The following is a 19,694-nucleotide window of genomic DNA, read 5'->3' as shown; positions in this document are numbered from 1 at the left end:
TCCAAAGTCCTCGGCAGACACCTCTATCACGGTCTATTCGGCGTCGAGCATGCTTCGGGCAAGCCGGCAAAAGTGAGCCGCAATCTTCTGTTTCGGATATTTGCCGCTCGGGCGGTACCAGGACAGCACCTTGTCGCACATGGATCCGATCGCAAGGGCGACCAGGCGCACGTCCTTGGGTTCACGACCGGCATCGCGCACCACATGCGTGCATACGTCGGTCATGGTGTCGAGGTATTTTCGAAGCATTGATCTTATCGCTTCACGCTGCTCGCGACCGAGCCGATCCATGGCCGAAGATTCGATCAGTCGATCATTGGCCTTGGCGATCCTGGCGTGTTCAATCTGGTAGATGACATGTCGCGATACCATATTTTCGAGGCGCTCGAGCCCCGAAAGCGCTGGATTGTCGCGTTTCGTGACCGCCGAATGGAAGTCTTCGAGAGTGACCGTGATCGCCTCAATGAAGATCTCCTCCTTCGATCGAAAGTGATTGTAAAGCGCTGGAGCCTTGATGCCGACTTCCGTGGCGAGGTCACGCATGGATGTTTCATTGAAGCCGTTGGCGCCGAACAGCTCAACCGCCGCTTCGATAAGCCGATCTCGTGTGGTTGAACGCGGAACCCCCCGCGTGGCAGCGCCAGGCATCAGCTCAATGGTCGCTTCGGTGTCGGCCATCGCACTGTCTCTTTCGCCATCAATCTGCGCCATGCGAATCTATGCCCTTACTAACGTTCATTCCTATATAGGACAAACACGTCCGTGGCGCCAAAGATTGTGGCACCCCAACGGCTTGAAGAGGCTTGGCGCTCCCTAGGCCGGCTGACACGCGCGGCATGAGAATATCACACCTGCTTGTGAGAGCGGCTGATGGACGGAATATCACCGGAAATTATTCTTTGCGGCTTGAGCCAACACCAGCCAAGGGAGTCACTGAAAATCGCTGACAGCTGATGTCCTGTTGCGATAGTCAACGCTTGGGCCAGATTGAACCGAACGTAAGTTCGTGCCCGCCCATGATTCCGGCTGGCCGAAACATCATGACAAGGATGATGGCCAGACCGAGCCCCACTTCCTGAAGTCCGGCAGGAAGGCTCAAAACTGAATTGCCGACCGGGATTCCTGATTCGAACTGCCTCAATATTTCGGTCACCGCGGTGAGGGCAACAACGCCGATGACCGCGCCTGACAAACTTCGGGAACCGCCGACGATCAGCATCGCCAAAGTCAGGAAGGTAAGTGGCAAGTAAAAGGCATCGACCGTCACGATACCGAGAAAGCCGGCATGCATCGCTCCGCCAACGCCGACGATCAGGCCGCTGAGGCTGAATGCGACTGTTCGAACAAACCAGACGTTGACGCCAGACCCCTTTGCAGCGGTTTGATCATCGCGTGCTGCCCGAAGCATGAATCCGAATCGAGATTCCTGGTGAAGCCACGCAATCAATATGGCCAAGGCCGCCAGACCGGTGCCAACTGCCGGCCCGACAAAGACGGGCAAGTTCGCCAGAAGCGCGGTTCCGCCGGTGACGCCACTCCAGTTCATATAGAATGCATATTGCCCAGCCAGGAATGCAAAGGTTGCGATGGAGGCCGCGGTCCCTGACAACCTCATCAAAATGGCCCCAACCACAATTGCCACGGCGCCCGCCAGTACGGCCGCCCCGAGCAGACCGATCGGCGAGGGCAACGCTATGTGCTGCAGGAATTCCGGCAGACCTCGCAGGTTCATCGGCTTTAGCATCGGCAGCGTGCAGCAGCTCAACCACACGAAGGCGTAGGCGCCGATCGACATGAAACTAATATGGCCGAAGGATAGGATGCCTGAATTGCCGACGAAGACATAAAGACCGACAACGAGCACCACACGGATCATCATCTCGGTCACGGTCTGCGCCGACCCGCCAAAGTAGCTGCTGATCAATGCGATCAGCCCCAGCATGATCACAAGCACCATTGGCGTCTGCACTTGACCCCAGATCGGGCCTCGTCCGTTGGACACAATCGATGTCGAAACCTGGCCTTGAGCTTGCATCTCAGACCCTTTCTTCGAACTGCTTCAGGCGGATAATTCCCGAAGGGCGAACCAGCAGCAGCAAGATCACGAACAGAAAAACAAAGGCGTCGCGGAACGCCCGGATGCTGTCCGGCAGATAGGCCTGCAGCAGCGAGGTGGCGATCCCGACAAGCAGCCCGCCAAGCACCGCGCCGGGCAGGCTGCCCATGCCGCCTATTACGGTCGCGATAAAGGCGAAGGTCACGATGTTGACGCCCATGGTCGGCGCGAGGAGGCCCGTCTGCACGACGTAAAGCAAGGCAACAACGCCCGCCAGAAGGCCACTCAGTGCGAAGGACAAGGCAATGACGAAATCCGCGCGTACCCCCAGATAGCGGGCCATCCGGAAATCCTCAGCCGCGGCGCGCATCTGGATGCCGAAGGACGTTTTGCGCATGAAAAAAAGAATCGCAAGCAGGAGCAGCAAGGTCACGCCGATCGTCACCGGCTGAAGGAGCGGGATCCGGATGCCGCCGAGCTCGGTGGCTTGCGTCAGCGACGACCACAGGCCAATGGCCTTGGGGCGCGCGCCATAGACCATCATCAGCAGATTCTGGATGATGTAGCCGAGCGCGAAGGACACGACCATCAGGTTCTGGGGCGCGGCATTTCGCAAGCGTCGAAAGACCAGCAGGTTCGAAAGAAGCGCTATCGCCATGCCGAACGCCAGGATCGCCAAGATCAACAGTGGCCAGCTCCAGCCACCAATGAACAACTTGGCGGTGACGTCGGCCGTAGGAACAATGAGCGCATAAGCCGACACTGTCACGAACTCGCCATGGGCAAAGTTGATCAGCCGCATAATGCCGAACAGGAGGCCAATCCCCAGGGCAGCAAGCGCGTAGAGGCTTCCGAGGCTGAGCGCATCGATGAAAGTCTGGACAAAGTATGTCAGTGTACCGCCTCCCCGGAATCGCGATCAAAGGTTCCCGTGCCGAAATAGGCGTCGTGCAAGGCATGGCTCTTCGCCAGGTCGGAGGGGCGGCCCTTCAGCTGTACTCGGCCATCGCGCAAAACGATGATTTCATCGACGAAGTTCATCACCCGACGCGAACTCTGCTCGTTCACAAGGATGCTGACGCCTTCTTGCGACCGCAATCGATGCAGAATGGCGTAGACCTCCTCGACAATGCGAGGAGCCAGGCCGAGACTCGGTTCGTCAATGAGCATGAGTTTTGGTTGGGTCATGAGCGCGCGCCCGATCACCAGCATTTGCTGCTCGCCGCCCGACAGTTTTCCCCCTGCCTGACGAATGCGCTCCTTGAGTTTCGGAAAGTAATTCAAGACAAGTTGCAGATCCCGTTCCGCTCGCGGGCGGTCACCGCGCATGAATGTCCCGATCCGGAGGTTTTCCTCCACGCTCAGGCTGGCAAAGACGTGACGGCCTTCGGGCACAAAGCTAAGCCCCGAGCGTGCGATCGCTTCGGGTTTGAGACCCAGGATTGGTCGACCGTCGAAACGGACGTCGCCGGCGGCGGCCACGCCTCCCGCGATCGCCGAAAGCGTCGAGGATTTACCCGCACCGTTTGGCCCCACGATTGCCACGAGTGCGCCGGCAGGTACATCAAACGATACGCCATGCAGGACCTGAACACGGCCGTATGCAATGCGCAGATCCGTGACACGAAGGATGTGGTCCTCACTCATCATTCCGCCTCCGCGCCGAGATAGGCGCTGATCACGGACTTGTTGGCTCGAACGTCGGCAGGCGTGCCTTCGGCAAGCGTGCGACCTCCATCCAGGACGTGGATACGAGCACACAAGCCAAGCACTACGGCAACGTTGTGCTCGATCAAGAGAACACCGCAACCATGATCCCTGGGAATCGAGCGGACCAGCGACATGAGTTCCTCACACTCGTGATCCGACATGCCCGCAGCCGGTTCGTCCAGCAGCAGGAAATCAGGCGACCGAATGAGTCCGCGGGCAATAGCGACCCTGCGCTCGTCGGTGTAGGGCAGGGTGCTCGCAAGCTGCCCGCGCAAGTGTCCGATGCCCATCCAGTCCAAAAGCAATGCTGCCTCGTGGGCTGCGGCGCGGCGTGACAGGCCCAGAGCGACGGCAGTAACCTCGACGTTCTGTTGCACCGTCATGTCACGGAAAAGCCGTCCGCCCTGGAAGGTTCGCGCGATACCTGCTTGGCGAAATCTCGCTGTCTTCCACTTGGTGGTGTCGCGAGCGCCGAACGTAACCCGCCCCGACGAGGGTTTCTGGAAGCCGGTGAGGCAATTCACCAGTGTCGTCTTGCCAGCGCCATTGGGGCCGATAAGGCCGATGATTTCCCCTTTGGCGATCGACAGCGTTACATCTGAAAGGGCTCGAAGACCCTCGAAACTCACCGACACACTTTCGGTCGCAAGGCTGATCCCGTCACTAATGTTCACATCGCTCTCCGGATGGAAGAGACTGTTGCGAGAACGCGCCAGATGCACTCAAGAAGCCCTCCTAAGCGCAGCGGTCGCCTCGACATCGACGCTGAGAGTTTCGTCCGACATCGATCCGCTTAAGACCACTCCGTAGATGGCTTTCGCACGTTCAAGGGTCTCGTAACGTTCAACTACGTCCTTGAGCACGAGTGCCGGGTCGCGATCATGGGGCCTGCCGTAGCCTCCGCCGGATGTATGGCAGCCCTTCAGTGTTTCGCCCTTTTGCAGACTGATGATGACAAGGCTTGGGAGCAGCTCCTCAGTCCCATCCGGTCGAACGATCCAGTGCGCCGCATGTGTGCCGTCCCGACCGCCGCGGACCCCTTTTGGCGGCGTCTCTCCGCCGTCGCAGGCCCAGATGAACTGTATCGGCAGTTCCTTCGGCGTCACCGCCATCTCCAGCGCCGCTCCGCCACGGAACTGGCCAGCACCGGCCGTCCCGGTCAGCAGCCGAATGCATACGACCTGAAGCGGGTGCTTGAGTTCGTCGATCTCGATGGAATCGCGATACATCAACCCTGCCACCACAGGGATACCATAGGTCGGCCAGCCATCCGCGACCGGGCTGCCGGGTCCCCCTGCGGAACCCAGAACCAACTGGTTGACATAGGGCTCGCCACCGAAGCGATAGTCGTTTCCGGAGACCACCGCGTAACCGAGCCCGACACCCAGTCCGCCTTCGGCCAACCCCCATTTGGGACTGACCTCGGCAAAGGCGGCTTGTACGGTGTTGATGAGCCTGTCAGCCAGATTGGTGGTCGATACCGAGCAACTGTGCGGGAACTTCGGCTTGCCGATCACTGATCCGTCGCGAAATTGCAAACTGATGCGGCGGAATGATCCGGCATTGCGAGGCACCGAAAAGCTGAGTGAGTTGAACACTCCCGCCACCGCGGCTGCAGACGCGCTGGCAAGGCTCAGGTTCAGGCCCACAGGAACGGAATCGATGTTGTCTCGGAGATCGATATCGACCATCGCTTTGGTTGGATCAATCTCGAGCGAGACCTTGAGTGGCACTCCGTCAGGCAACAGACCCGGCAGCGGGTCGAGCCTTCCTGAGTTGGAAAGCCGCGTCGCGGGCATCGACTGTAGCGCCTTCACCATCAACTCCTCGGAATAGTCGAGCCAGTTGGCGATGAAGGCGCGGATTGTCTCCTTGCCATATTTTGCGCAGAGTTCCTTCAGTCGACGTTCGGCGATACGGGCAGAGCCGATGCCTGCGATGAAGTCGCCATGCCACTGGTTGGGAACCCTGATGCGGGCCCGGCACATGCGTACGATATCGTCATTGGTTTTGTAGTCGCGCTGGATCCGGACCGCGGGAAAAATCAACGCGCCCTCGGCATATTGGTCCTGGGCGCCAGCCATGTATGTCGTCGGCAAGGCATTGCCGATATCCGCCTGGTGGGCCTTGGCTACCGCCGTGAACATGTGTTCGCCTTCAACGAACACCGGCACAAGAAAGGCGTGATCCGCAGCGTGGCTGTTTCCGGTATAGGGATCATTGTGCAGATAGCAGTCGCCTTCCTGGATATCGCCAGGATGGAATTTCTGCATCGCCGACGTCAAAAGGTCGCTGCCAAAGATGTGGATTGGCAGGCCCTCGGCCGAAGCCAGTAACTGGTTGTCAGCAGTAACGATGGAGCAGCTGAAGTCGCGAGCGCTGTTGATGACGGCCGAACGCGCCGCCCGCAGCATGGTGTTGGTCATCTCGCGGATGATAGCGTCCATCCGGTTTGCGATGATTGCTGTGAGGAATGGATCAAAAGGAGTTTTGTCTGTGGTTGCCATCTCAACCGCCCCTCAAATCTCGAGCAGGTAGTTGCCAGCGGCGCTGAGCGTCACCGACATGCCCGGGTACACCACCAGTGTTGTGGTCGGCTCCTCAACGATGGCCGGGCCAGTGATGCGCATGCCAGGCGCGATGCTGCGTGCCTTGTAGATCGGAGTGGCGACTGCCCTCACATCACCGAAATAGCAATCGCGCCTCGGAACAGGATCCTTGCTGGCTGAAGCTGCATCAACGATGTCGGCATCCGCAATCGGGGCTGGAGGATCGGCCAGCGGAATGCTGAGCCGCGCCTTCCAGTTGATGAACTCGACAGCGCTACCCTCATCGCGGACAGCGAAGACACGTTCATGGGTGCGATGAAACTCCTCCTGCAGTTCAGCGACGGATGCGAGGTCCTTGAGATGGCCCGATGGGATCGGCGTATCGAGCTCCCATACCTGCCCCGCGTAACGGGCTTCCGCGATATACTCGATCGCGTGATCGTTCCTGTCATGCGCCAGGCCTTCAGCGAACGCGTGCAACTTGGCGGTCAAGGAATCCAAAACCCGACCAACACCGGCGAGGTCGAAGTCTTCTGTCGACGTGACATGGCTTGCGGTCTCTTCGGCGACGATATTGGCGTACTGCATACCGGCAGCAGAGAGCGCCGAAGCGGTCTTGGGAAGGATGACCCTCTTGCAGCCAAGCTCCTTTGCAATCAGCATGATGTTCATACCGGCAGCGCCACCGCCAGCCACGATAGCGCTTTCACGCGGATCCAGGCCCTCATTGATCGTGATGTCGCCGATGGCGCGGATCATGAGCTCGCTGGCGAGCGTCAGAATGCGGAAGGAACATTCCTCTACGGTCAAGCCGATGCGCGACGAGATGGTCTCGATGGCGCGACGCGCGGCGGCAACGTCAAGCTTCATGCGGCCGCCAAGAAAGTAGTTCGGATCGAAATAGCCAAGGACGGCGGCTGCATCTGAAACAGTTGGCTGTAGGCCGCCTCGGCCATAGCAGGCCGGGCCAGGCTCCGATCCTGCCGATTGCGGTCCCACATGCATCAGTCCGCCCTCGTCGATCCAGGCGATCGAACCACCGCCAGCGCCGACGGATCGCATGTCAACGGCCGAAATGCCCATCAGATCGCCGGTGTATTGCGGGCCTAGCCAGGTCTCGCGGGTAAACGTCAGCCTGCCGTCACGCACCAAGCCGACATCAAAGGTCGTGCCCCCGGTGTCGCAGACGATGACATTGTCACCGAAGCGCTCCTGGGCCGCATAAGCCTTCGCCGAAATCGGCGCCATCGCTGGGCCGGAACCGATCGTGTAGATGGGCTTGGCGACCATCGCGTCGATGTTGGTGCACCCGCCCGAGGTCGTGGAGACGAGTATTTCGCCTTTGTAACCGGCATTGCGAAGATCGGATTCGAGTCCCCGCAAGTGGCTTTGCATCAACGGCTTGAGCGAGGCATCGATCGCGGTGGCCGAAGCGCGACGATATTCCCGCACGATAGGGATCAGCTCATGAGACAGCGTATAGGGCAGACCGGGGGCAAGCTCATCCAACAGCTGCCCGAAGCGGCGTTCATGCTCACCATTTGCAACCGACCATAGGAAGCAGACAGCCACCGCCTCGAACTTCTGTGCCACGATCTCGCCGATTACCGCTCGAGCCTGCCTTTCGTCGAAGGGGATGGCGACGGTTGCTTCCGAACTCATACGCTCGCTCACTTCGAAGGTGTGCCGGCGGGCAATGTAAGGGTCGGGATAAGGCGTGCGAAAATCGTGCGGATCGAATTTGCCGGCTTCCTTCAAGACGAGAATGTCCGGGAACCCGGCGGTCGTGACGAAAGCGGTTTTTGCAACGCGTTTCGTCACGATTGCATTGGTTGCGCGCGTTGTCCCATAGACGAGCAGATCCGTTTCGGCGAGCAACTGCTCCAACGAAAGAGATTTTTCCGCCGCGGCCGCGGCAATCGCCTCCCGCATACCGGAAAAGATCCGGTCGTGGGTGGTCAGCGCCTTGCCGATCACAGGCACACCGTCGGGACCAACCACCACCACGTCGGTGAATGTTCCGCCGGTATCAAGCGAAATTACGTACGCCATCTGTCTCCTACTCGCGCTCATCCAGGAATACGTTCGGGCCCCGGGGTCCGCCTGCCGGGGCCCGCCGACCAGAAAGGGAGTCAGTTCTGGCCGAAGAGCACGTCGACGGGTACCGGCTGGGGCAGCGCGTAATTGCTTATGACTTTGACTTTGCCGTCCTTGTACTGAAGGATCTGCATCTTGGCATTCTGCTGGATGTGCAGCTCAGGCGTGAAGCTGCGCGGCCCGATGAAGGTCTGTTCGTCATGCATTGTGTTGAGGATGTCGGTGACCTTGGCGGAGTCCGCCGTTCCCGCCTTTTCGACCGCGCCTGCCCAAAGGTCCAGGAAAGCATAGATAGGGTAGGCATAGGTCGTCGCGGGAAGGGTGCCGTAGCGAGCCTTGTAACGCTCGTTGAGGGCCTGAACCTCCGGGCGAGGATCATCGCCATGTACCGACGCTGCGACCGGAACGTAGAAGTCACTCAGGCCGGGAACGGCATCCGTCCAGTAGGTTCCGTCCATCGCGCTGCCCGACAGGATGGGCGCCTTGATGCCGGCCGCCCGGATCTGGCGGATCGCGCTCGCGCCACCGGGCGTGAAGCTGCACAGCATAATGGCATCAGGCTGGTCGGCCGAAGCGGTGATGCGGGTGATCTGCGACTGAATTGAAGGGTCGTCGTTCTTGAAACTATCCTCGCCGACAATCTTGACGCCATCGGTCTGTGAAGCCGCCCAGCGGAAGCCGGCGCAAAGCGACTTGTTGTACTCGGCAGCTGTATCGAGCAGGACATAGGGATGCTTGACGCCGAGATTCTCCGCCGCCCAGTGCAGCGCGACCGCGCCTTGCACATGTGCAGCCGCCGAGGTGGTGAATGAATTCGCCCCGACGCCCTGTACGCCAGCCTTGGGGTCCTCCGCGCAGAGGAAGACGGAGATCAGGTTGGCTCTCTGGGCAGCGCCCGCCGCGGGAGAGCCCTGGTCGTAGTCACACGACACGATGACGATGTTGGCGCTCTGGTCGACGACGGACTGGCCCGCGCGCGCGCCTTCGACGCGATCCGATTTGGTGTCGGCCATGATCGTTTTGATCGGCTGACCGAGCAAGCCGCCTGCCTTGTTGCGATCCTCTATCCACAACTGGGCCATGTTCCTACCATCGCCGTCATAGGCAAGCATCCATCCTGACTGCGCGGTGGCGAAGCCGATCGTTACCGGGTCGGCCCATGACATTGCAGATGTTGCCGATAGCATTGCTGTCGCCAGCGCGGCCCGATGGATGAGGGCACGACCGAACGAGGTTCCTTGTTTTCTTTGGATATGCGCAGCCATGTTGTTCTCCCTTAATTAACGCTCATTAATAAGATAGAATGTTAAGTTCTTGTCAAGCGCCGAACTGCACGTGGCAGGGCTCTAGAAACTGCGATCGTAACAAGGCATCTGTTCGCGACGGCGAGGCTGGCCGTGAAGCAATGGGGTCGGAGAACAAGCATGCGCGTCGCGGCCAAACCTCCTGCCGGCCGCGACCTCGCTGCAGAGTCGCACTTGCCGGCACAGCCGCGCCCCACGACCGGTGCCTACCGGATTCCTTGCGCCATAAAGGCCCCGATAGGTTGGATCCGCACTCTCACCTTGGTGCCGCAACGTCAGGCCGCAGACCAGCTGTGTCAAATTCTCATCGGTGATGTCGCCAGATCAGACAAATTTATCAGAACGGCTAAAGCGTTTTGCGGACGCCCAGGACGCTGAGTGGTTTTGGCGCAAAGGCTGAAAGGATTGAGAATCCTCAACCCTACCCGTCTGTCTGGTGTGAAATCGCCGCTTGCCGACATCATCAAGATTGCCGATATCGTGACGTCGCGATCCAGCGCGTACCGGTTCTGGATGGAACGAATTACTGAGGAAGGCTGGTTCGAAAAAATGCGCAGGCCACCGACCATCATCGATGTCGCTTCCTACGCTGGGGTCTCAAAGTCCTCGGTGTCAAACGTCCTGCAGGGCAAGGAGACCGTCGATGCCGGCATACGCGCGCGCGTCCTGAAGGCGATTGACGAGCTCGGCTATCGGCCAAACGCCGGCGCCAGGTATATGCGCCAGAGATCCAAGGTGCTTGGCGTGGTGGTGGACGACCTAACCAACCCTTTTCACGCCGAACTCGCCACATATATCGAAGCGTGTGCCGCAAAACGGATGCACAGCATTCTGCTCGTGGTCACGGGCAGCCTGCTGGAGCACCAGAGCAGCCGGGTGAAAAGCCTTATCGAGCATCGGGTAGCAGCGATGATGTTTTTGTCATCACCAGGCAAAAAGGCCCTTGCGCTCATCGGCCCCGAAATCCGCAAAGTATTTGTCGGCATCCGGATGGATCAGGAGCTGTCTATCGCTGTTGACGATAGTGCCGGGACCAGCCTCGCGGTTGAGCATCTGGCGGCGCTGGGGCACGAGAAGATCGGCTTCGTCAGCGCCATGTTGGGAAACGACCCCAACGTAGAAGCGGCGCGGTTTAAAGGCTACAAGCATGGCATGCAGGTCGCGGGCCTTCGCATAGAGACGTCCCACCTTTTGCGCGAGGTAGGCAATCCCAAGAACGAACCGCGCCCCGACTACCAGCCAATTCTCAAGCAGTTCCTGATGAGAAAAAATCGTCCGACTGCACTGGTTGCGGCCCTTGACCGCGTGGCGCTTGAGATCATCTCTGCTGCCGACGCGCTTGGGATTGGGATTCCGGAAAGCCTGTCGCTTGTCGGTTTCGATGATATAGCCATTGCCAGCCACAGCCGCATTGCGCTGACGACGATCGCGCAACCGATGAAGGATCTGGCCAGGATGGCGGTCGACACCGCCATCGACGGGCCTTCTGGCGACGCCGATGGAAAGCCGTTGACCAGCGTTGCCCTACCGCCTCGCCTCGTGGTGCGCCTCTCCACTACGCCCGTACCTACCAAACGTTAGATAATATTTTCACGAGTAGCCCTTGACACCTTACCTAAGGGAGCGGGATAGTCGTGGAACGTTCCACCAAGGCGCCGGCGCGGCGGGGACGTCAAATCGAACAATAAGCAACAACGTCCAAGGGGAAGCCATGAAACCGCAATCCTGCAACGGATCCATCAATTTCACGCAGCCGGAATTGACACGTCGTGGCTTTCTGGCCGGCACAGCCAGTATCGCGCTCGGCGTGGGTGCTCTTGGGACTGGCCCCGTCCGCGCCGCCGAAGAGGACGTGGTCGTTCTCGGCTGGACGAGCTATATCACGCCGGAGATTGTCGCCATCATGAAGAAGGCGGGGGTCAACGTGCGCGGGGTGCCCGCCGCGACTGATCAGGACATGTTCACCAAGGTCAAGGCAGGCGGGGCAGGATCCTACGATATTGTCTTCGCCAATTGCGGGTTCGCGCCGACTTACCACAAGGCGGGGCTCATCGAGGCCCTGGACATCAAGGAAATTCCAGGTTGGGACCAGCTGTGGCCGGTTTTCCGGGAAGACACGTCGTTCCCCTACGTTGTTGAGCCCAATAAGCTGATGCTGTTCCCGAACATGTGGGACACAGAAGGTCTCATCTGGAACATCGAACAATTCAAACCGGCGGAGCCATATTCCTGGAACGCGCTTTGGGACCCCAAGCTTCCCCAGGGCAAGGTGATCATGAGAGACGGGCCGGAGGATTTTCTGGCCATCAGCGGGCTCAGCCTGGGCGTGCCGCGAGACCAAATCTACTCAATGACGGGAGACAAACTCCAGGCGGCCGCGCAGCATTTGGCGAAGCTGAAGCCATTCCAGATTGCTCCCAGTGATGAAATACTGATGGATGCCTTGCGCACCGGCAAGGCATGGATTGGTGAGACCTCCAGCCTCGCGTTGGCGGCACGTCTCAACCGCGCCGCAGGCAAGGAAGTGGTGAAGGCTGTCATTCCAGACGAAGGCAGCCTCGGTTGGATCGACGGCCCCATGGTCGTCAACGGAGCCAAGAACCGAAAGGGCGCGCTGAAATTCATCGAGGTGTGGAACAGTCCCGAAATTCAGACATACCTCTACACCACCTACGGATTCCCCCAGTGCAGCAAGACCGCCACCGAGCGGACGCTGGCCCAGGGTGGTGATGGCGCGCAGCAACTGCTCGACCGTGGCGCAAACAAACCAGATGCTGTCCAGAAATTGCTGTTTCAGGGACCGCCGGCCAATCCATCCGAATGGACGCAGGCCTACGTCGAGGTTGTCGGGGGCTGAGGGTGTCTGCAATGCCCAACGACATCTCGGTGGATATTGCCGCTATGCCAGCGGCAAAGGTCCGAGAGGCGCCTCGCCGACGCAGATGGCTGCAGCGCGGACTGGAAAGTCCGCTGCTGAGCCTTCCAGCGGTCGCCGTGGTCGTGGTCGGTGTCTTTGTACCGATGGCGGTCCTTGCGGTTTATTCCCTGTGGCCGACAGTTGACCAGCAAATTGTTCCGGAATGGACGTTGAGCAATTACACGCGATTTTTCGGAAAGGCGGTCTATTGGCGCGTGCTGCTGCTTAGTTTGCTGTTCGCGGGGCTCGCATCAGCGATAACAGTCTGTGTCACATTCCCATTCGCCTATTTTGTGGCAACGAAGGTGCCGCCGAACCGGCGACTGCTATGGGTCCTGTTTGCGGTTTTGCAGTTCTTCACGAGCTACCTGATCAGAGTGTTTGCCTGGATGAACCTCCTGGGCGATACCGGTCTGATCAATCAAGGGCTTATGCAGATCGGGCTGATTGATCAGCCGCTGTGGATCTTGGGACTCAACAAGTCAGGGATCATAATTACCTTTGTCTATCTTCTCTTCCCACTTGCGTTTCTCACCACCTTCATCGCCCTCGAACGGTTCAATCCGACTGTTCTCGAGGCCGCTGCAGATCTTGGTGCCAGACCCTGGCAAGGACTCTTGCACGTAACGTTGCCGATCGCCCGGACCGGAATTCTGGGCGGTTTTGTGTTTGGCGCGATCATAATTCTTGGTGACTATGTCACTCCGCAATTGATCGGCGGCACCGACGGTTACCTCTACTCCAACATCATCCAGCTGCAATTTGGCTCATCCGTGCAATGGGGCTTTGGATCAGCTCTTGCCCTGATCCTGATGATCGTCGTGTTCGGCCTGCTTTTGGTGCTCCGTTGGGCGACCGGAGGGGCAGCGCAAGTTGGGGCGTTCTCGCGTGCGTTCACGCCGACACGGGCGCCATGGTTGCGGGCCTATTCGCTGCTGTTTCTTGGCTTCCTCTATGCGCCGATCGCGTTGCTTTTCATTTTTGCATTCAATGCGAACCCAAGCATCGGTTTCCCCTTCGTTGGGTTCACCACCCAATGGTTTGCCGCTGTGTTTCAAGATCCCTTGATGATCGAGAGCATGAAGAACAGCCTGATCGTCGCTGTCACCGCGGTCGGGATCAGCCTCGTGCTCGGGACGATCGCAGCTGTCCAGCTTGCTCGCAGCCCGGGACGTTGGCGTCAGTTCAGCATGGCCATTGTATCGATCCCGATATTTCTGCCACCGATGTTGCTCGGCCTGGCGATCATCATAGGGCTGAATGCCCTGGGGGTAGAACGCGGGCTGTGGACCATCATCGCCGGCCACACAGTGCTCAGCCTGCCAATCGTCACGCTCCTCGTCCTTATCCGGCTAGAAGGCTTGGATCCGAACTTCGAACTCGCCGCGATGGATCTGGGAGCGACGCCGGCAAATGCGTTCCTGCTGGTGTCTGTACCGCAGGCCCTCCCGGGGATTGTGGCGGCCGCCCTCATTACGTTTGCGCTGTCGATAGACGAATTCATACTGACGGCTCTCGTGACCGGATCTGACAGCACGTTGCCTTTGTACATCTTCGGACAGCTTCGCTTCAGCGTGACTCCTGCAATCGTGGCTGTTGCCGTGATGCTGTTGACGGCCTCCTTCATCCTGCTCGTGCTCGGCGCGGTCATGTCGAATATCGGCAAACGCAAGGGTAGCGGCAGTGCCGCAGGCCCATTCTCCCTCGAGCATGCCACCTAGCGTGAGGTGCCACGCGAACTCCTTCAAGCAAAGAGGAACCCGCACAATGTCTTCCGCCTTGCGATGCTCCGATCTGGCCAAGCGATATCCAGGGCAGCAAGGCCCTGCGTTGGGTGACGACGGGACGGGCGTTTCATTCGAGGTCGAGCGAGGCGAGCTCTTCGCACTCCTCGGCCCGAGCGGCTGCGGCAAGACGACCATCCTGCGTATCATTGGTGGTTTTGTCGAGCCGGACAGCGGCTCGATCACCATCGACGGTCAGGACGTCACAAGAAGGGCGCCTTATCAGCGCCCGACCAATACAGTCTTTCAGAGTTACGCACTCTTTCCGCACATGCGCTTAGGCACCAATGTCGAGTTCGGCCTCAAGATGGCAGGCCAAAGCCGAAAGCAGCGCGAGCAACGTGTGAGCGAGGTGCTGGATCTCGTTGGCCTTCACGGCATGGAAAGACGCAAAATTGCTGAGCTGTCTGGCGGCCAGCAACAACGCGCGGCGCTTGCGCGCGCCCTGGCAACCCGTCCATCGGTCCTGTTGCTCGACGAGCCGCTTGGCGCTCTGGATCTGAAGTTGCGTCGGCAGATGCAGGATGAACTGGTTGCCCTCAAGCAGGAAACCGCAACGACATTCATTCATGTCACGCACGATCAGGAGGAGGCTTGCGCAATCGCTGACCGCATCGCGATCATGGATCGTGGGCGGATCGTGCAGATCGACACCCCCGAAGACCTCTACCGGAGTCCCCGCACGACGCATGTTGCGAGGTTCATCAATGTCGGTACCGTTGTGGGAGGCCAAGTCCGGCGCTCGGGTAACCAGATGCGCCTGGAAGCCCCCGATCTTACCCTTGAAGGACACGCCCCGTCATGGCTGACGGGCTGTCCCCGCATGGCGGCAGTCCTTCCGCGTGGACGCGTGACGATTTCGACGGAAGAGAACTCGCCTGCTGCAAATCAACTGGCGGGCGTCATACAGCGCTGTGTGTTCACAGGCTCGGAATACGACATTCATGCTCTAACTCAACAAGGGTTGAACATCCAGGTTTCCATCGGAGCTCATGCGTTTGTGCCGCCGCCCGTCGGGGCCCGGATCTTCATGACCTGGCGCCCCGAGGATGTTCTGTTCGTGGTGGACAACGACCAGGAGCTGATGCCTGGAAGTGAGCCCAGCGAAGTGTCAATCACCAAGCAATGATCCAGCCAAACATGATATTTGGCGCATACCAAGAGGACTAAATGGGAATTCTCCACGATAAGGTCGCTCTGGTGACCGGAGCAGGCAACGGTATTGGTTATGCGACGGTTGAGCGATTTCTACGCGAGGGCGCCAAGGTAGTGGCGCTCGATCGCGTAATCGACCAATCATTGCAGGACCCGCAACTGAGGTGGATCCAGGGCGACGTTACCAAAGATGAAGACTTGGCGCGCGCCGTCGAGCTGGCGAAGCAGTTCGGAGGGATGGACATCTGTGTGGCGAACGCCGGTGTCGGTCAGATCGAGGAATTCGTGGCGGGCAGCCGCGCCTCTTGGATGCGCGTCATTGATGTCAATCTGATTGGCGTCATGATGACGTTGCAAGCTGCCGCCCGGGCAATGGTGGAATTTGGCAAGGGCGGGCGTCTTTTGGCCACCGCGTCCATCGCCGGCTTGCGCGGTGAGGCTCACGCCCCATCGACGGCGTATGCCGCGAGCAAGGGCGCTGTCATGGCTCTGATGCGCGCGCTCAGCGTAGAGCTGGGTGAGTACGGGATAACGGCGAACGCGGTGGCTCCGGGTCAGATAGACACCGAAATGAACGCCTCCGACCTTGAGGTCATGAGTGCACGACTGGGTCGCAAGGCCAGCGACGTCCGCGCCGACTTCCTCAAGAATGCGGTGCCGCTGCGACGGATGGGAATTCCGGCCGAAGTCGCAGGTTTGTTCACCTATCTCGCCTCCAGCGAGGCATCCTTCGTGACGGGGACGACATTCCGCATCGACGGAGGCGAACTCGCTATCTGAGGGATATTTGGACTAGGGGTCACATAGAGCTGGCGAGCGCAGCGACATCGACGCGACGACTAGGTGTGATCAAAAGGTGTCGTTCGTCAACATAGTCGCCAACCTTTGGCAGCTGTTATGAGGGCGGCATTTGTGTTTGGCGATTGATCGTCAGGAAGAGGCGGCGAGTAGGGCATTTGGCCGCCCGCTGCAGATCGAAGACGGCTGATCTGCCCAATCCCGGTGTCGGATCTTCACAAACGTCGAGGCGTTGAAGCCAAGAGGCGCCGATCATGATCGCGGTCGGCGGCGGCGTCCCCGCAGGCGGGCTCGCAGAGATTCCAGCTCACACCAACAGCCAACTGGCCCCATGCCTTTTAGCAAATGGTGCCCCATCCACCGCCACGTCAACGCGATTGACACTGTTTCAAGTCTGTGTTTAAGTTTTAAAAATTGGTTACTTGTCCCGAATTTCGAAACTTCCGATCTGAGCATTGGCAAACGTTCGGGGAATCAGGAGAACGGCAATGGGCGCACGCACGACGCGGGAGCTTGCAGAATTCGTGGTGGCCACCGGTTTGAAGGACATCCCAGCCGAAGTTGTCGACTACGCCAAGATACTGGGCCTAAGCCATGTCGGCATGAACGTTGCAGGAACTCGAATGAAGATGGGTCAAATTGTGATCCGCTACGTTCAGGCAAAAGGCGGCGTTGCCGACGCGGGCATTTTCGGCACCGGCATTCGGGCTCCGGTTGAATACGCAACTATCGCCAATGCCAATGCTGCTCACGCAACTGAACTCGAAGACGACAGCTTTCCTGAGACTATGTATTCTTGTGGGCATTGGCCGCCTGTCTTTGCGCTGTCGGAAAAGCTTAACTTATCAGGGGCGCGACTGCTCGAAGCACTGATCCTGGGGTACGAGGTTGCCGCACGCCTTGGTCTGGCATTTGACAAGGGCATGAAGAAGGGTTGGGCAAGCTGGGCAGCGCTTGGGACAATCGGAAACGCCGCCGCTGCATCTAAGCTGATGGGTCTCAATGTTGACCAGACCGTTGCGGCGATCAGCCTCGCTGCATCGCAGTCGGCGGGCATCCTCAAGCAGACCGGCAGTGGTGCCCACATCGTAGAGGCCGGATTTTCTGGCCGAAATGGCATCTGTGCGGCAGAGCTTGCCTCGATGGGCTATACAGGGCAGCCAGATATTCTGGAGGGGTCACACGGCTTTGGCTACCTGTGGGCCGACACACCGGCTTTTGACCTCGCACTTGGCGACGGCTACCGTATCTACGCGGTCGGCATCAAGAAGTACCCCTGCTGCTTTTTCAAGCATAGAAACATGGATGGCCTTCTGGGACTGATCCGCGAACACAATATCCGTTGGGACGACGTGTCGAGTATCGATCACGGCATCAATGTCACGCACTCGCAAATCCTGAAATACGACCAACCTACAAGCGCCGAGGAAGCCCGCTTCAGCCTGCCTCATTGCACGGTCGCCTGCTTCTTTGACGAGACGGTGTTTCTCAGCAGCTTCTCCGATGAGAAGGCAGTTGATCCCAAGTGGCGCGAGGCGCGCAAAAAGGTCAGTGTGACAGTCCATCAGGACTGGCCCAAGGGCGGTGTCGAGGCGTTCGACAGCCCGATCACCGTTACTATGAAAGACGGCACGGTGTATTCGAAACTCTGCCATGACTCGCCTGGTGAACCGGACAACAGTCGGTTTGGTGTCAGCGATGTGCTGGCCAAGTACGGAAAGTGTATGGAATTTGCCGGTATTTTCTCCGATCGCGAGATCAAGGAGATCGAGTCGTCGGTCATCGGGATCGACGAGGTAAAGGACGTTTCCCGGCTGGCTTCGCTTTTGACCTTCCCGAAACGGCTGCAGGCAAACTGACCAGTCTTGTCAGCGTCCCGTCCGCGGTATGGCCATGGCTGCACGGCTTCCAACCCTTCGCCCTTCGCGGGGCCAAGGATGGTTCACGGCGCGATCTTCTTTGGCGTCCTGAAGAAACATACTGCCGGGTAGAAGGGGCGCAACGCGCCGTTCCGATCTCATATTGCTGAGGATCGCCATACCGAGCGGAACTGAGCAACCGATGCGTAAGACAGGTGATGGATCGATGCTGAACAGAGTTGATATCGCCGAACAACTGAATTTACAAAGACCGAACCTGTTTCGAGAGGCAGCCTATATTGCTGGTGAATGGCTGCCTGCGATCGGCCAGGGCATCGCCGTGAGGGACCCATTTGACAATAGCGTACTAGGCTTTGTGCCAAGTCTGGATATCACGCATACCCGGGCAGCTATCGACAAGGCGCACGAGGTTCAAAAAGAGTGGGCCGCCCGCACGGCAAAGGAGCGTTCTCGCATTCTCAAGAGATGGTTCGATCTCGTTGTCGCAAATGCCGACGACCTGGCGAAAATCCTGACGGCGGAGCAAGGCAAGCCCATTGCGGAAGCCAAAGGTGAGGTCCTGGGAAATGCTGGATATCTCGAATGGTTTTCAGAAGAGGCAAAGCGCATAGAAGGCGACGTCTTGCCAGGCTCTTCAGCGAACCAACGCATCGTGGTGTTGAAGCAGCCGATTGGCGTCTGTGCAGCCATCACACCATGGAACTTTCCGAACGGCATGATCACACGCAAGGCTGGCCCGGCGCTGGCTGCTGGCTGCACGATCATCCTCAAGCCGGCAGCTCAGACGCCGTTTTCCGCTATCGCGCTCGCGGTGCTCGCTGAGGAAGCGGGGGTGCCGAAGGGAGCCTTTTCGGTCATCACCGGCAACGCACGGCCGATAGGAGAAGAGTTTTGCGATAACCCGAAGGTCGCAAAGATCACCTTCACGGGCTCGACGGCGGTGGGGCGCTGGCTGATGTCGCGCGCGGGCAACAGCATCAAACGGCTATCCCTTGAACTCGGCGGGAACTCGCCCTTTATCCTCTTCGAGGACGCCAACATCGACCGAGCCGTCAAAGGGGTAATGGACTCGAAGTTTCGCAACAGCGGCCAGACCTGTGTTTGTGCCAACCGGATTTTCGTGCAGGAGAGCGTCGCCGAAACCTTTATCGAAAAGATGCGCGAGGCTGTCGGTAGCCTGTGCCTCGGCCGAGGCACCGTCAGCGATGTTACTCAGGGACCTCTGATTGACGAGAATGCCGTCATCAAGGTCGAACAGCATGTTTCCGACGCTCTCGAGAAAGGTGCGCGCCTTATCTGCGGCGGAAAGCGTTCTCTCCTGGGAGGCACGTTCTACGAGCCGACTGGCGTCACGACACGAAAGTAGTGCATCTGTCCGACATTTTAGAACATATGGTGATCAGGCGGCCAGCATGGACGTCTCGCGCCGAAGCGGCCTGAGGTC

The 19,694-nt window shown here is 59.0% G+C and carries 14 protein-coding genes and 1 pseudogene; 7 read left to right on the top strand and 8 right to left on the bottom strand.

Annotation, left to right across the window (positions count from 1 at the left end; genetic code table 11):
* Window positions 1–33 precede the first annotated feature (33 nt).
* The 8 genes from ASD12_RS21405 to ASD12_RS21370 all read right to left on the bottom strand — a co-directional run bounded on the left by ASD12_RS21405 (window position 34) and on the right by ASD12_RS21370 (window position 9,578).
* Complete coding sequence (locus tag ASD12_RS21405) at window positions 34–711, bottom strand: TetR/AcrR family transcriptional regulator (RefSeq protein ID WP_056590698.1); 678 nt, start codon at window positions 709–711, stop codon at window positions 34–36.
* A 259-nt stretch (window positions 712–970) separates the two neighbouring features.
* Window positions 971–1,957 carry a branched-chain amino acid ABC transporter permease gene (locus ASD12_RS21400; protein WP_056590695.1) on the bottom strand — a complete coding sequence of 329 codons (987 nt, stop codon included), beginning with the start codon at window positions 1,955–1,957 and terminating at the stop codon, window positions 971–973.
* A gap of 79 nt (window positions 1,958–2,036) precedes the next feature.
* Window positions 2,037–2,927, bottom strand: coding sequence for a branched-chain amino acid ABC transporter permease (locus ASD12_RS21395; protein WP_348271730.1), 891 nt, complete (start codon window positions 2,925–2,927; stop codon window positions 2,037–2,039).
* Between the two features lie 20 nt (window positions 2,928–2,947).
* On the bottom strand, window positions 2,948–3,703 hold the full coding sequence (locus tag ASD12_RS21390) for an ABC transporter ATP-binding protein (RefSeq protein WP_056590751.1): 756 nt from the start codon (window positions 3,701–3,703) through the stop codon (window positions 2,948–2,950).
* Entirely contained in the window at window positions 3,703–4,488 is a 786-nt protein-coding gene (locus ASD12_RS21385) for an ABC transporter ATP-binding protein (RefSeq protein WP_244482930.1), read from the bottom strand. Before ASD12_RS21385 ends, ASD12_RS21390 begins: the two co-directional genes overlap by 1 nt.
* A complete protein-coding gene (locus ASD12_RS21380; protein WP_056590689.1) occupies window positions 4,489–6,273 on the bottom strand; it encodes a hydantoinase B/oxoprolinase family protein in 1,785 nt (594 codons plus the stop codon). It abuts the gene before it with no gap.
* Window positions 6,274–6,285: 12 nt separating this feature from the next.
* Window positions 6,286–8,367, bottom strand: a complete 2,082-nt coding sequence (locus ASD12_RS21375) for a hydantoinase/oxoprolinase family protein (protein WP_056590686.1) — start codon at window positions 8,365–8,367, stop codon at window positions 6,286–6,288.
* Window positions 8,368–8,447: 80 nt separating this feature from the next.
* The gene (locus ASD12_RS21370; RefSeq protein ID WP_082525588.1) at window positions 8,448–9,578 is read right to left on the bottom strand and encodes an ABC transporter substrate-binding protein; all 1,131 of its coding nucleotides are present in this window, start codon (window positions 9,576–9,578) and stop codon (window positions 8,448–8,450) included.
* A gap of 516 nt (window positions 9,579–10,094) precedes the next feature.
* Between ASD12_RS21370 and ASD12_RS21365 the strand changes: the two genes are divergently transcribed.
* The 7 genes and pseudogenes from ASD12_RS21365 to ASD12_RS21335 form a co-directional block, all read left to right on the top strand.
* The gene (locus ASD12_RS21365) at window positions 10,095–11,297 is read left to right on the top strand and encodes a LacI family DNA-binding transcriptional regulator (protein ID WP_244482929.1); all 1,203 of its coding nucleotides are present in this window, start codon (window positions 10,095–10,097) and stop codon (window positions 11,295–11,297) included.
* Between the two features lie 130 nt (window positions 11,298–11,427).
* Window positions 11,428–12,573, top strand: a complete 1,146-nt coding sequence (locus ASD12_RS21360; protein WP_056590680.1) for a PotD/PotF family extracellular solute-binding protein — start codon at window positions 11,428–11,430, stop codon at window positions 12,571–12,573.
* An 11-nt stretch (window positions 12,574–12,584) separates the two neighbouring features.
* On the top strand, window positions 12,585–14,354 hold the full coding sequence (locus tag ASD12_RS21355; RefSeq protein ID WP_056590676.1) for an ABC transporter permease subunit: 1,770 nt from the start codon (window positions 12,585–12,587) through the stop codon (window positions 14,352–14,354).
* Window positions 14,355–14,400: 46 nt separating this feature from the next.
* On the top strand, window positions 14,401–15,546 hold the full coding sequence (locus tag ASD12_RS21350) for an ABC transporter ATP-binding protein (protein ID WP_056590673.1): 1,146 nt from the start codon (window positions 14,401–14,403) through the stop codon (window positions 15,544–15,546).
* A 41-nt stretch (window positions 15,547–15,587) separates the two neighbouring features.
* Window positions 15,588–16,352, top strand: a complete 765-nt coding sequence (locus ASD12_RS21345) for an SDR family NAD(P)-dependent oxidoreductase (RefSeq protein ID WP_056590670.1) — start codon at window positions 15,588–15,590, stop codon at window positions 16,350–16,352.
* Window positions 16,353–16,858: 506 nt separating this feature from the next.
* Window positions 16,859–18,229 carry an MmgE/PrpD family protein gene (locus tag ASD12_RS21340; RefSeq protein WP_056590666.1) on the top strand — a complete coding sequence of 457 codons (1,371 nt, stop codon included), beginning with the start codon at window positions 16,859–16,861 and terminating at the stop codon, window positions 18,227–18,229.
* 256 nt (window positions 18,230–18,485) lie between these two features.
* A pseudogene (locus ASD12_RS21335) lies at window positions 18,486–19,595 on the top strand (NAD-dependent succinate-semialdehyde dehydrogenase); the annotation flags it as partial.
* Window positions 19,596–19,694: the final 99 nt, after the last annotated feature.

This window comes from Mesorhizobium sp. Root102 (genome assembly GCF_001425625.1).
Classification (GTDB): domain Bacteria; phylum Pseudomonadota; class Alphaproteobacteria; order Rhizobiales; family Rhizobiaceae; genus Mesorhizobium.
The sequence above is the reverse complement of the archived record's forward strand: the minus strand, read 5'-3'. Positions and strand labels throughout refer to the sequence as shown.

Coding starts and splice junctions, on each gene's coding strand:
- ASD12_RS21405 (WP_056590698.1), bottom strand. CDS start 711: ATGGCGCAGATTGATGGCGAAAGAGACAGTGCGATGGCCGACACCGAA.
- ASD12_RS21400 (WP_056590695.1), bottom strand. CDS start 1,957: ATGGTGCTTGTGATCATGCTGGGGCTGATCGCATTGATCAGCAGCTAC.
- ASD12_RS21390 (WP_056590751.1), bottom strand. CDS start 3,703: ATGAGTGAGGACCACATCCTTCGTGTCACGGATCTGCGCATTGCATAC.
- ASD12_RS21380 (WP_056590689.1), bottom strand. CDS start 6,273: ATGGCAACCACAGACAAAACTCCTTTTGATCCATTCCTCACAGCAATC.
- ASD12_RS21375 (WP_056590686.1), bottom strand. CDS start 8,367: ATGGCGTACGTAATTTCGCTTGATACCGGCGGAACATTCACCGACGTG.
- ASD12_RS21370 (WP_082525588.1), bottom strand. CDS start 9,578: ATGTCATGGGCCGACCCGGTAACGATCGGCTTCGCCACCGCGCAGTCA.
- ASD12_RS21360 (WP_056590680.1), top strand. CDS start 11,428: ATGAAACCGCAATCCTGCAACGGATCCATCAATTTCACGCAGCCGGAA.
- ASD12_RS21355 (WP_056590676.1), top strand. CDS start 12,585: ATGCCCAACGACATCTCGGTGGATATTGCCGCTATGCCAGCGGCAAAG.
- ASD12_RS21350 (WP_056590673.1), top strand. CDS start 14,401: ATGTCTTCCGCCTTGCGATGCTCCGATCTGGCCAAGCGATATCCAGGG.
- ASD12_RS21345 (WP_056590670.1), top strand. CDS start 15,588: ATGGGAATTCTCCACGATAAGGTCGCTCTGGTGACCGGAGCAGGCAAC.
- ASD12_RS21340 (WP_056590666.1), top strand. CDS start 16,859: ATGGGCGCACGCACGACGCGGGAGCTTGCAGAATTCGTGGTGGCCACC.